Source organism: Klebsiella sp. GFKo11 (assembly GCF_056490265.1).
On sequence record NZ_CM151369.1, the window covers coordinates 6,378,251 to 6,391,005 of the forward strand.

The following is a 12,755-nucleotide window of genomic DNA, read 5'->3' on the forward strand; positions in this document are numbered from 1 at the left end:
CCTAAAAAGTGTGTAACTGCTTATAATCCCCTAACAGGAGAATAAGCAATGACTAAGCAAACTGACATTAAGAAACTAGCCGAGCAAATGGCTGGTAGTATGAAAAGCTTCGATGACATCAAAGACTTTCAGAAGCAGCTCATGCAATCCTTTATCGATACTGCCCTAGAAGCTGAGATGGAAGAGCATCTTGGCTATCCTAAGCATGAGAAAGCAGACAAGCCTAATAAGCGCAATGGACACACTAAAAAGACTGTCCGCAGTGATAGCGGCGATCTTGAGATCTCTACCCCAAGAGACCGTGATAGCAGCTTTGAGCCTGTACTCGTCAGTAAGCATCAAACCCGTATTAGTGGCCTTGATGATAAAATCATATTCTTTTATGCCAAAGGTCAAACCACCACCGAGATTGTAGAGAGCATTAAAGAGCTCTACGACGTAGATATCTCAAGCTCTCTTGTCTCAAGAGTCACTGACAATATCTTAGACGACATCACCGCTTGGCAGAACCGGCCGTTAAGCAGTGTTTATCCTATTGTCTATCTAGACTGCATTGTCGTCAAAGTACGCCAAGACAAGCAGATTATCAACAAAGCTATCTATCTGGCGCTAGGTGTGGGACTTGATGGTAAAAAAGAGCTGCTGGGTATGTGGTTATCAGAGAATGAAGGCGCTAAGTTCTGGCTAGGCGTTCTCACTGAACTACAAAACCGCGGGGTACAAGACATCCTCATTGCCTGTGTTGATGGCTTAAAGGGCTTTCCTGATGCCATCAATACGGTTTATCCCAATGCTCAGGTTCAGCTGTGTATCGTACACATGGTGCGCTACTCGATGAAATTTGTACCCTGGACGGATAAAAAAGCAGTAGCCGCCGATTTAAAGGCCATCTACGGCGCTGATACGCTTGAGATAGCAGAGGCTAACCTTGAGCACTTTGATGAGACTTGGGGCAAAGAGTACCCACATGTGGTCAAGTCTTGGCGTAATAACTGGGAGGGCTTAACGGTATTCTTCGAGTACCCTAAAGACATCAGAAAAGTCATATATACCACCAATGCTATTGAGTCGCTAAACAGTGTGATTCGGACAGCGGTGAATAAGCGTAAGGTGTTCCCGTCTGATCAGGCTGCATTTAAAGTGGTGTACTTAGCCACCCAGCAGGCATCCAAAAAATGGTCGATGCCAATCCGTAACTGGACGTCTGCTTTGAATCGCTTTATGATTATGTTTGATGACCGTATTAGTAAGCATTTAATCTAAATGGCAGTTACACAGAATTCGGGATGGGCTCGGCGTCAGCGAATTTAGATTTATTTAGCGCTCTTTAATACTGTTTCAAGTCCAGAGATCATCACATCAAGGACAAACAAAAATGCAGCATCACCATTATCACTATCCATAATTGCAACGGCTTGGGTTAATAATGGCGGATAGGCAACAGTATCCGTCTCTACTTTTTCACGCTCTTTTTGGCTTTCTTGATGCTCTTGAGTTTCCAGTACGGAGCCTAATGTAAAATGCGCAATAGAGCTTAATGCATACACGGCTTGAGATAGACTAAACCCAGCATCACACAAAAACTGTAGTTGCTGTTCTGATGTCTCAAATTGACTTTCAGAGGGGCGTGTTCCCGCATGAATTTTGCCACCATCACGATACATTAATAAGGCTTGGCGGAAGCTTTTCGCGTTATTTCGCAAAAAGTCCTGCCATGTTTCATTCGGCAATGGCAAAACATGATGATGGTGCTTTTGCAAAATAGTTTCTGCTAATGCATCTAACAAAGCGCGTTTATTTTTTACATGCCAATACAATGTGGGTTGTTCCACACCTATTTTTTGCGCCAGCTTACGCGTTGTTAATCCTTCAATACCAACTTCATTAAGTAAAATCAACGCATTATCAATAACTTGTTCTTTATCTAGCTTTGCCATTACCTACCTCAAAATAAAATAGCCTTGACAATCTATCACTGATAGAGATATTTTACACCCACTCTATCACTGATAGATTTTTAGGATCTCAATGAATAAATCAATTATTATTATACTGCTGATCACCGTATTAGATGCCATTGGTATCGGGCTTATCATGCCAGTACTCCCTACTCTATTAAATGAATTTGTCAGTGAAAATTCACTGGCAACCCATTACGGTGTGCTATTAGCGCTCTATGCTACCATGCAGGTTATTTTTGCTCCTATTCTAGGACGACTGTCTGATAAATACGGCAGAAAACCCATCTTGCTGTTTTCCCTTTTAGGCGCGGCACTCGACTATCTTTTAATGGCATTCTCAACCACACTTTGGATGCTCTATATTGGGCGCATCATTGCGGGGATCACAGGCGCAACAGGTGCCGTATGTGCATCAGCGATGAGTGATGTGACTCCCGCTAAAAATCGAACTCGCTATTTTGGTTTCTTAGGTGGTGCTTTTGGTGTTGGCCTTATTATCGGCCCAATGCTAGGGGGATTATTAGGTGATATCAGTGCTCATATGCCATTTATTTTTGCCGCTATTTCACACTCGATATTATTAATACTCTCTTTGCTCTTTTTCCGAGAAACACAAAAAAGAGAAGCGCTTGTTGCCAATAGGACACCTGAAAACCAAACTGCCTCAAATACAGTCACTGTTTTTTTTAAGAAAAGCCTCTACTTTTGGTTAGCAACCTATTTTATTATCCAGCTTATCGGGCAAATTCCTGCCACCATCTGGGTGCTGTTTACACAATATCGTTTTGATTGGAACACAACTTCTATCGGTATGTCTTTGGCGGTTCTGGGTGTATTACATATTTTCTTTCAGGCGATTGTCGCTGGGAAATTGGCACAAAAATGGGGCGAAAAAACCACCATTATGATCAGTATGTCTATTGATATGATGGGCTGTTTATTATTAGCGTGGATAGGCCACGTTTGGGTCATCTTACCAGCATTAATTTGCTTAGCGGCAGGAGGTATGGGGCAACCCGCATTACAAGGTTATTTATCAAAATCTGTCGATGATAATGCGCAAGGGAAATTACAAGGTACTCTGGTGAGCCTAACCAATATTACCGGGATCATTGGTCCCCTTTTATTTGCCTTTATTTATAGTTATAGCGTCGCTTATTGGGATGGTCTGTTATGGCTGATGGGGGCAATACTTTATGCTATGTTGCTTATTACCGCTTATTTTCACCAAAGAAAAACCACACCTAAAGCTGTTATTTCAACCCCTTAATACTAGAAATTATAAAGATCATAAAAGTCCTGTCCGCTCTTAATAACGTTGATAGGACTTTATTTTTATCGCAATTAATAAGCCTCTTTTACCCAAGGCTTACTGGCTGCAATCATAAACATCGGCGTTGAACGATAAAGCAGGTAAGGGAGTCGTTTAGTTACATAGTTATTTTATGATAGTTATTTTCAATCATATTCACCCTGAGTAAAAAAAACAAATATTTCATTATTAATTTACTTTTTATTTACATTGTGAAATTATTATCCAACTAAAAATAAAAATAGAATTTCTATTAGTTTTAGCTCTATTTAATTAAGAATTATTTGTAGTAATAGCCATATATTAATTTAGATCAATACTCACTAATCATTTTTAGATACTCCCAATAATAAAGTTTATCTGTTAATTCTAAATCCATCACAAAACAAATAAAACACCAAGGTAAGTCCAAAAAAGACCAAGTTATTGAACTTATATTTCTAAAAATTACCTTACAAAATAAAAAAAAACAAAAAGAGAGTAAATAAAAATTTTTATATAGTGATAACTAATCATAAATACTTAAGTTATCTTTATTTAATAACGATAAAAACTCGATTTACGCGTATGAAAATCAATACAAAGTTTAAAAACACTAATATTTTTACTTTCCAGCATAAAATCCTATGGGATTAATCCTATCCACATAAAAAATTTAAATTGTAGAATTGACCTCATGACAAATTAGTAAATAAAACCAATAATCCAAAAAAGAATAAATGCACTTATTTTAGCTTTATTACTTTTTTTGCGCATTTGAATATATTGATTTAAATCATAAAGAGAATCGACACTCACAAATTCAAAAAATCAGTTTTCTATTTCAAAAATATATTTTATTTAAAATGAATCTATTTAAAAGTTCATTTTAAATAAGTATTTTTACTAAAACCTAAATAACTGAATAACTGAATAACTGATTATTTTTAAATAATATCTGTTATTTAAAAACATTATGTAATAAGAATTAATCTACGAAGGATATTTTATGAAAAAGCTGACATTAGCCGTTCTTGCAGTTGCTATTATGGGTACAACAACTCTTGCTCAAGCTGATACTCGTACAGCAAGTGCTGTTGCTTCATGGGATGCGAAAGCATACAAAGATACTAAAAGTATGTTAGTTGTTACACCATTAAAATCTTTAACTTTCAATTATGCGGAAGGTATTAAAGCATTTAATTCTCAAGATGGTGCGTTCGATATCACTATCCAAGGTCAAGAAAAAGCGACTGATTTTAAACTGACTTCAAAAATCATCACCGATAAATTAGTACGTGCTTCTGATAACAGTGAATTAACTGTTGGTGTTAAATGGAATGGTACAGACTTAACTAGCTCAACAGAAACTACCATGGTTGACGTTGCTGCAGGTACAACGGCGAGCCTTTCCTAAAAAGTGTGTAACTGCTTATAATCCCCTAACAGGAGAATAAGCAATGACTAAGCAAACTGACATTAAGAAACTAGCCGAGCAAATGGCTGGTAGTATGAAAAGCTTCGATGACATCAAAGACTTTCAGAAGCAGCTCATGCAATCCTTTATCGATACTGCCCTAGAAGCTGAGATGGAAGAGCATCTTGGCTATCCTAAGCATGAGAAAGCAGACAAGCCTAATAAGCGCAATGGACACACTAAAAAGACTGTCCGCAGTGATAGCGGCGATCTTGAGATCTCTACCCCAAGAGACCGTGATAGCAGCTTTGAGCCTGTACTCGTCAGTAAGCATCAAACCCGTATTAGTGGCCTTGATGATAAAATCATATTCTTTTATGCCAAAGGTCAAACCACCACCGAGATTGTAGAGAGCATTAAAGAGCTCTACGACGTAGATATCTCAAGCTCTCTTGTCTCAAGAGTCACTGACAATATCTTAGACGACATCACCGCTTGGCAGAACCGGCCGTTAAGCAGTGTTTATCCTATTGTCTATCTAGACTGCATTGTCGTCAAAGTACGCCAAGACAAGCAGATTATCAACAAAGCTATCTATCTGGCGCTAGGTGTGGGACTTGATGGTAAAAAAGAGCTGCTGGGTATGTGGTTATCAGAGAATGAAGGCGCTAAGTTCTGGCTAGGCGTTCTCACTGAACTACAAAACCGCGGGGTACAAGACATCCTCATTGCCTGTGTTGATGGCTTAAAGGGCTTTCCTGATGCCATCAATACGGTTTATCCCAATGCTCAGGTTCAGCTGTGTATCGTACACATGGTGCGCTACTCGATGAAATTTGTACCCTGGACGGATAAAAAAGCAGTAGCCGCCGATTTAAAGGCCATCTACGGCGCTGATACGCTTGAGATAGCAGAGGCTAACCTTGAGCACTTTGATGAGACTTGGGGCAAAGAGTACCCACATGTGGTCAAGTCTTGGCGTAATAACTGGGAGGGCTTAACGGTATTCTTCGAGTACCCTAAAGACATCAGAAAAGTCATATATACCACCAATGCTATTGAGTCGCTAAACAGTGTGATTCGGACAGCGGTGAATAAGCGTAAGGTGTTCCCGTCTGATCAGGCTGCATTTAAAGTGGTGTACTTAGCCACCCAGCAGGCATCCAAAAAATGGTCGATGCCAATCCGTAACTGGACGTCTGCTTTGAATCGCTTTATGATTATGTTTGATGACCGTATTAGTAAGCATTTAATCTAAATGGCAGTTACACAGAATTCGGGATGGGCTCGTAAACCCTTTTGTGTAAGTGCTTTTGCCGGTCAGTTAAAGGTGGCCATTTAAACGGTCACCAAATTCGATCATAAAACGGTTCATGGCCGGCTTCCAGTTGCGGATCGGCATCGTCCATTTCTTGGTCGCCGCCTGGATAGCCAGGTACACCACCTTCATCGCTGATTCGTCCGTAGGGAACACCTTGAGTTCATATTAATGGAATTTTCTACAAATAGCCTCCGTGGTTTTGAGGGGGGATTACAGACGATCCATAGTAGTAATCCAATGAGTTCTTGAGCGCGGCGACATGTTTGGACGCCTTGGCAAAAATTAGAGCCTGCTTGAAGTGCAGGCGAGCACGTGCTTGGACGATTGATCCATTCGCGGTCAAAAACTCAATCTTGGATGACAGCGTGTCAGGAAATCCAATATCGAAGTCCCGCCCCGTGTCAAAGTAGGGCATTTCATGATCAAAGGACGAAGCTTCCCAGGCCACTTCCCTAATATTCCAGCCGCTAGAAACAAGATTTCGTACGACTTCATCAACTTTTTTGCTTTCCAACTTGTCACAAAGTGCATAGGCAAGAGCTTTGGCGGCAGACACGTGCGTTTCCTCTTAAACATAGGTCGAACGGATACCCGAGGCAAAGCGGAGCATTAGTCCCAAAGCATCTCCGGTAGATCCGGAGGCTCCATACTGAAGGCATGGCATCTTGGGCATTGATATTTGAAACTTCTCTCTAGATAGCAGGGATTTCTTGGCCTTGCCTCATGCTGATAGCTTGTAAATATCACACGATCCTTAGCCCCACAAAGTGAGCATACTCCGTAGCTTTCATTTATAGAAATCGTCGTTAGATTGTCGCAGCATGTGCACGTTCCGACTATTTGCTCAGGAAGCATCGCCATACCTTGGCCTAGGTAAAGAAGATCAGACTCGTAGCCACATCGGTGGCAACTGAGCTTGTACGCAATGCCCATCTGGTTGTCTCACCTGAATCGTAACGTCAGAGCTATTCATCCATCCATTCGGCATCAATGTATGCCACTAAGCCGACCAGCTGACCGTTTGGACTGAAGTATGTTGCCTGCACCCCACTTGACATCTCATCAATACCACCGCACTGCGCTAGGCGCCGGTCCCACTTGCCCACAGAAGCGTCAGGATCGGCTGAGTTCCCCAAGACCCTTGTGAGCCATGCCTCCTTTAACTCAACCTCTCGAATGATTGCGTCGGCCAGCTCCTCCGCGTTATCTAGTTCGACATAGTCTGGAATTCGGACGTACGTTCTGAACACAGCTGGATACTTACTTGGGCGATTGTCATACATGACATCAACAATGTACCCGTTTGTGTAACCGTCTCTTGGAGGTTCGTATGACACTAGTGGTTCCCCTCAGCTTGCGACTAGATGTTGAGGCCTAACATTTTATTAGAGAGCAGGCTAGTTGCTTAGATACATGATCTTCAGGCCGTTATCTGTCAGGGCAAGCGAAAATTGGCCATTTATGACGACCAATGCCCCGCAGAAGCTCCCATCTTTGCCGCCATAGACGCCGCGCCCCCCTTTTGGGGTGTAGAACATCCTTTTGCCAGATGTGGAAAAGAAGTTCGTTGTCCCATTGTTGGCAATGACGTAGTAGCCGGCGAAAGTGCGAGACCCATTTGCGCTATATATAAGCCTACGATTTCCGTTGCGACTATTGTCGTAATTGGATGAACTATTATCGTAGTTGCTCTCAGAGTTGTCGTAATTTGATGGACTATTGTCGTAATTGCTTATGGAGTTGTCGTAGTTGCTTGGAGAAATGTCGTAGTTGGATGGGGAGTAGTCATAGGGAAGACGAGCTTCATCCACTAAAACAATTGGCAGGTCAGCAAGTGCCTGCCCCGATGCCATCGCAAGTACGAGGCTTAGAACCACCTTCAACAGATCGCGCATAGTCTTCCCCAGCTCTCTAACGCTTGAGTTAAGCCGCGCCGCGAAGCGGCGTCGGCTTGAACGAATTGTTAGACATTATTTGCCGACTACCTTGGTGATCTCGCCTTTCACGTAGTGAACAAATTCTTCCAACTGATCTGCGCGCGAGGCCAAGCGATCTTCTTGTCCAAGATAAGCCTGCCTAGCTTCAAGTATGACGGGCTGATACTGGGCCGGCAGGCGCTCCATTGCCCAGTCGGCAGCGACATCCTTCGGCGCGATTTTGCCGGTTACTGCGCTGTACCAAATGCGGGACAACGTAAGCACTACATTTCGCTCATCGCCAGCCCAGTCGGGCGGCGAGTTCCATAGCGTTAAGGTTTCATTTAGCGCCTCAAATAGATCCTGTTCAGGAACCGGATCAAAGAGTTCCTCCGCCGCTGGACCTACCAAGGCAACGCTATGTTCTCTTGCTTTTGTCAGCAAGATAGCCAGATCAATGTCGATCGTGGCTGGCTCGAAGATACCTGCAAGAATGTCATTGCGCTGCCATTCTCCAAATTGCAGTTCGCGCTTAGCTGGATAACGCCACGGAATGATGTCGTCGTGCACAACAATGGTGACTTCTACAGCGCGGAGAATCTCGCTCTCTCCAGGGGAAGCCGAAGTTTCCAAAAGGTCGTTGATCAAAGCTCGCCGCGTTGTTTCATCAAGCCTTACGGTCACCGTAACCAGCAAATCAATATCACTGTGTGGCTTCAGGCCGCCATCCACTGCGGAGCCGTACAAATGTACGGCCAGCAACGTCGGTTCGAGATGGCGCTCGATGACGCCAACTACCTCTGATAGTTGAGTCGATACTTCGGCGATCACCGCTTCCCTCATGATGTTTAACTCCTGAATTAAGCCGCGCCGCGAAGCGGTGTCGGCTTGAATGAATTGTTAGGCGTCATCCTGTGCTCCCGAGAACCAGTACCAGTACATCGCTGTTTCGTTCGAGACTTGAGGTCTAGTTTTATACGTGAACAGGTCAATGCCGCCGAGAGTAAAGCCACATTTTGCGTACAAATTGCAGGCAGGTACATTGTTCGTTTGTGTCTCTAATCGTATGCCAAGGAGCTGTCTGCTTAGTGCCCACTTTTTCGCAAATTCGATGAGACTGTGCGCGACTCCTTTGCCTCGGTGCGTGTGCGACACAACAATGTGTTCGATAGAGGCTAGATCGTTCCATGTTGAGTTGAGTTCAATCTTCCCGACAAGCTCTTGGTCGATGAATGCGCCATAGCAAGCAGAGTCTTCATCAGAGTCATCATCCGAGATGTAATCCTTCCGGTAGGGGCTCACACTTCTGGTAGATAGTTCAAAGCCTTGGTCGGATAGGTGCACATCGAACACTTCACGAACAATGAAATGGTTCTCAGCATCCAATGTTTCCGCCACCTGCTCAGGGATCACCGAAATCTTCATATGACGCCTAACGCTTAGATAATCAGCGAAGGTCCACTCAGCATTTTCTACTCTTCGTCGAGTGTGGAGACCTTTGACTGATTCATCGTATTGTTGAACTTCCGGACCCACTGGGGAAAAGCCTCGTGATTATCAGTCGCCAAACTCATGATTTATAATCGGATAGTAACAACCACTCACTATTATCACCACGCTTATTGTCATGAGTTGAGTCCTTTACCCACACTATATTGCTCCGCGTCGAGTACGGATTTTAAGTACCAGCCCAGTTATCATTTAAGCGGGGCCGCCGCTATTCGTTCTGTGACACCACATATTGGGCAAATTAATCTTATGCCTAGCTTATTTAGCATTGCTTGCCATGTTGGCAACTGGGCTGTAATAAACTGCGCTTGTTTACATTGTGCTCTTGCCACATTTAACTTTTCAACCACAGTTGGATGATATATCCCGTAGTAGCGAATAGTGGGTTTGCCTTTTAAGGGCAAGTGCTTCAATACCATACGCGTAAAATTTGGCAGGCTAACTTGCTGTCGTTCAGTCTTTTTGGTTTGGTGTGATTTATATTTAAACGTGATCATATTATTTTTCACGGCAATGAGCTGTTTGTTATTGATCGCACCGCCGCGCATATACCGAGCTAAATATTTAGCGACGCCCACACCGTGAGCATAAGGAGCACAGGCATAAACCTGCCAGTCTATTCGTCCTAGCTTATTGCTCAAGTTCATCAGTTCCGTTGTTTGCTGATCTGGTGGGAACGTCAGTGCGTTATTGGCTAACGCTTGTTTTGTAGCAGCCAAAAATTTGCCCCGGAATAGACGCCGCATGACTTTTACCGGAAACATTATCGCTCGCTTAGGACTGAGCCATTTTCCCGAATCGCTCACACCACCGTGGGTGATCAGGCAGTGAATATGCGGGTGTTCACTCAGATTTCTGCCCCATGTATGCAGGGCTAATAAGTAGCCAGGTTGGGCTCCTAAATGACCACCAGCACGACTGAGCTGCTTAAGCGTCTTCGACACCGCAAGATACATTTGATCCTGAAACCATTCACGATTATATCGCCATAAACCCAGCAGTTCGTGCGGTACGGTGAAGATCCAATGGTGATGCTGCACATTCAATAGTCGCGCTGACCACTGCGCTAACCACCGCTCTTTCGCCGTATATTGGCACTGCGGACAGCCCCGATGCCGGCAGGAGTTATAAAAGACTCCGCAGAGATGACCGTTACTACAATATTGCCCATGGCTACCCATCGCTTCGGTACGACAACCGCTGATCGCCTGTGCCGCCTTGAGTTGATACAAGGGGATGTTAAGTGCGGGGGCTGCCTCAGCCAATTGCGCTCGAAACAGCTTTTGTAGTGTCAGTTTGTCCATCTAAAAAATATAGAACACCACTGTATATTTATCCAGCTACACTTGATGGTGAATTCACTTCCCCGAGCCTGCGAGGCAAGTTCAACGCCTGGCACAGCGGATCGCAAACCTGGCGCGGCTTTTGGTACAAAAGGCGTGACAGGTTTGCGAATCCGTTGCTGCCACTTGTTAACCCTTTTGCCAGATTTGGTAACTATAATTTATGTTAGAGGCGAAGTCTTGGGTAAAAACTGGCCTAAAATTGCTGGGGATTTCAGGAAAGTAAACATCACCTTCCGGCTCGATGTCTATTGTAGATATATGTAGTGTATCTACTTGATCGATCAGGCTTTTGTATATCTCCCCACCACCTGAAACAATGACATGATCCGTTATTTTCTTTAGGTTGGTTAAAGCATCTTTAATTGATGGAAAGATCAATACGTTCTCATTGTCAGATGTAAAACTTGAACGTGTTACGACCGCATACTTTCGGTTGGGTAATGCTCCCATTGATTCAAAAGTCTTGCGTCCAACCAACAGCCATTGGTTATAGGTAATAGCTTTAAACAGGAGCTGTTCACCTTTGGCACTCCATGGAATATCAGGGCCATTCCCGATAACTCCATTCTTCGATATAGCTACCATTAGTGATAGTTTCACAATTCTTCCTCAGAGGTTAACATTTTATTAGTAAGCATGCTCGTTTTGTCACCCGCTGATGCTTACCGTTAATTAATATAATCACTTGTATTAAATAGACTTTCTTTAAAAATACAAGACACTCTGTTATTACAAATCGTGCATGCCGTCTATCCTGCTTGCACGATGCACATTATCTCACCCAAAGAACTCATAACATTTTAATTTATTTAGCATTAAATTAAAACTCTACCGGTAAACAAGCATCTCTAGGCGTAAAAAACAGGCACTTTTTTAAATCCCAGCTAGAATAGGCTGTATAGGCAGACAGTTGCAAGACAAGGAGCGTTTTATGTCTAACAGTCCATTTTTAAATTCTATACGCACGGATATGCGACAAAAAGGTTATGCGCTGAAAACTGAAAAAACTTACCTGCACTGGATTAAGCGTTTTATTCTGTTTCACAAAAAACGTCATCCTCAGACCATGGGCAGTGAAGAGGTCAGGCTGTTTTTATCCAGCTTAGCAAACAGCAGACATGTAGCCATAAACACGCAGAAAATCGCTTTAAATGCCCTAGCTTTTTTGTACAACAGGTTTTTACAACAGCCGTTGGGCGATATTGATTATATCCCTGCAAGCAAGCCTAGACGGCTACCCTCTGTTATCTCTGCAAATGAAGTGCAACGCATTTTGCAGGTTATGGATACTCGCAACCAAGTTATTTTTACGCTGCTGTATGGTGCAGGTTTGCGCATTAATGAATGCTTGCGTTTGCGGGTTAAAGATTTTGATTTTGATAATGGCTGCATCACTGTGCATGACGGTAAGGGTGGGAAAAGCAGAAACAGCCTACTGCCCACGCGCCTAATCCCAGCAATAAAATAACTCATTGAGCAAGCGCGGCTTATTCAGCAAGACGACAACTTACAAGGCGTAGGGCCATCGCTGCCTTTTGCTTTAGATCACAAATACCCTTCTGCTTATCGACAAGCGGCGTGGATGTTTGTCTTTCCCTCCAGCACGCTCTGCAACCACCCGTATAACGGCAAATTATGCCGCCATCATCTGCATGACTCCGTTGCGCGAAAGGCATTGAAGGCAGCCGTACAAAAAGCAGGCATCGTTAGCAAGCGTGTCACTTGTCATACATTTCGTCACTCGTTTGCTACGCATCTATTACAAGCGGGGCGTGATATTCGCACTGTGCAAGAACTCTTAGGGCATAACGATGTTAAGACCACGCAAATCTATACGCATGTGTTGGGTCAGCATTTTGCCGGCACCACCAGTCCTGCGGATGGACTGATGCTACTTATCAATCAGTAAAAGTAGATAAATATCTTTATGTAGCCCTGAGTAGCCCCTGATACTTTTTATGGTGAAAAAGATAAACAATCATAGAGGGGATAAA

Annotated in this window: 10 protein-coding genes and 3 pseudogenes; 5 read left to right on the plus strand and 8 right to left on the minus strand. The window is 43.4% G+C overall.

The annotated features are described in order from the left end of the window. Nucleotides 1-48: 48 nt before the first annotated feature. The gene (locus AC07P6_RS30500; protein WP_169392014.1) at nucleotides 49-1,263 is read left to right on the plus strand and encodes an IS256 family transposase; all 1,215 of its coding nucleotides are present in this window, start codon (nucleotides 49-51) and stop codon (nucleotides 1,261-1,263) included. Between the two features lie 50 nt (nucleotides 1,264-1,313). On the opposite strand, the gene tetR(H) is transcribed toward AC07P6_RS30500, so the two are convergent. Further along, the gene (tetR(H), locus tag AC07P6_RS30505; protein ID WP_006248868.1) at nucleotides 1,314-1,937 is read right to left on the minus strand and encodes a tetracycline resistance transcriptional repressor TetR(H); all 624 of its coding nucleotides are present in this window, start codon (nucleotides 1,935-1,937) and stop codon (nucleotides 1,314-1,316) included. Between the two features lie 91 nt (nucleotides 1,938-2,028). On the opposite strand from tetR(H), the gene tet(H) reads away from it, so the two are divergent. The 3 genes and pseudogenes from tet(H) (at nucleotide 2,029) to AC07P6_RS30520 (ending at nucleotide 5,927) form a co-directional block, all read left to right on the plus strand. Then, nucleotides 2,029-3,231: a tetracycline efflux MFS transporter Tet(H) gene (tet(H), locus tag AC07P6_RS30510; protein ID WP_006248867.1), complete on the plus strand. Its 1,203-nt coding sequence runs from the start codon at nucleotides 2,029-2,031 to the stop codon at nucleotides 3,229-3,231. Nucleotides 3,232-4,261: 1,030 nt separating this feature from the next. Beyond that, nucleotides 4,262-4,663 (plus strand): annotated as a pseudogene (locus AC07P6_RS30515) (common pilus major fimbrillin subunit EcpA); the annotation flags it as partial. A 49-nt stretch (nucleotides 4,664-4,712) separates the two neighbouring features. Then, a complete protein-coding gene (locus tag AC07P6_RS30520) occupies nucleotides 4,713-5,927 on the plus strand; it encodes an IS256 family transposase (protein WP_169392014.1) in 1,215 nt (404 codons plus the stop codon). Between the two features lie 66 nt (nucleotides 5,928-5,993). On the opposite strand, the pseudogene AC07P6_RS30525 reads toward AC07P6_RS30520, so the two are convergent. The 7 genes and pseudogenes from AC07P6_RS30525 to dfrA1 all read right to left on the minus strand — a co-directional run. Continuing rightward, a pseudogene (locus tag AC07P6_RS30525) lies at nucleotides 5,994-6,146 on the minus strand (IS256 family transposase); the annotation flags it as partial. Between the two features lie 22 nt (nucleotides 6,147-6,168). Beyond that, nucleotides 6,169-6,546 carry a hypothetical protein gene (locus tag AC07P6_RS30530; protein WP_001271300.1) on the minus strand — a complete coding sequence of 126 codons (378 nt, stop codon included), beginning with the start codon at nucleotides 6,544-6,546 and terminating at the stop codon, nucleotides 6,169-6,171. Nucleotides 6,547-7,387: 841 nt separating this feature from the next. Next, nucleotides 7,388-7,885: a hypothetical protein gene (locus AC07P6_RS30535; protein WP_001444089.1), complete on the minus strand. Its 498-nt coding sequence runs from the start codon at nucleotides 7,883-7,885 to the stop codon at nucleotides 7,388-7,390. A 75-nt stretch (nucleotides 7,886-7,960) separates the two neighbouring features. Further along, entirely contained in the window at nucleotides 7,961-8,749 is a 789-nt protein-coding gene (gene aadA1 / locus AC07P6_RS30540; RefSeq protein ID WP_001206315.1) for an ANT(3'')-Ia family aminoglycoside nucleotidyltransferase AadA1, read from the minus strand. Nucleotides 8,750-8,806: 57 nt separating this feature from the next. Next, nucleotides 8,807-9,331 carry a streptothricin N-acetyltransferase Sat2 gene (sat2, locus tag AC07P6_RS30545; protein ID WP_000704156.1) on the minus strand — a complete coding sequence of 175 codons (525 nt, stop codon included), beginning with the start codon at nucleotides 9,329-9,331 and terminating at the stop codon, nucleotides 8,807-8,809. 272 nt (nucleotides 9,332-9,603) lie between these two features. Then, nucleotides 9,604-10,719: an IS91 family transposase gene (locus tag AC07P6_RS30550; protein ID WP_478315361.1), complete on the minus strand. Its 1,116-nt coding sequence runs from the start codon at nucleotides 10,717-10,719 to the stop codon at nucleotides 9,604-9,606. Nucleotides 10,720-10,887: 168 nt separating this feature from the next. Then, nucleotides 10,888-11,361, minus strand: coding sequence for a trimethoprim-resistant dihydrofolate reductase DfrA1 (dfrA1, locus tag AC07P6_RS30555; RefSeq protein WP_000777554.1), 474 nt, complete (start codon nucleotides 11,359-11,361; stop codon nucleotides 10,888-10,890). Nucleotides 11,362-11,692: 331 nt separating this feature from the next. Between dfrA1 and intI2 the strand changes: the two are divergent. Next, nucleotides 11,693-12,670 (plus strand): annotated as a pseudogene (gene intI2 / locus AC07P6_RS30560) (class 2 integron integrase IntI2). The last annotated feature ends 85 nt before the right edge of the window (nucleotides 12,671-12,755 follow it).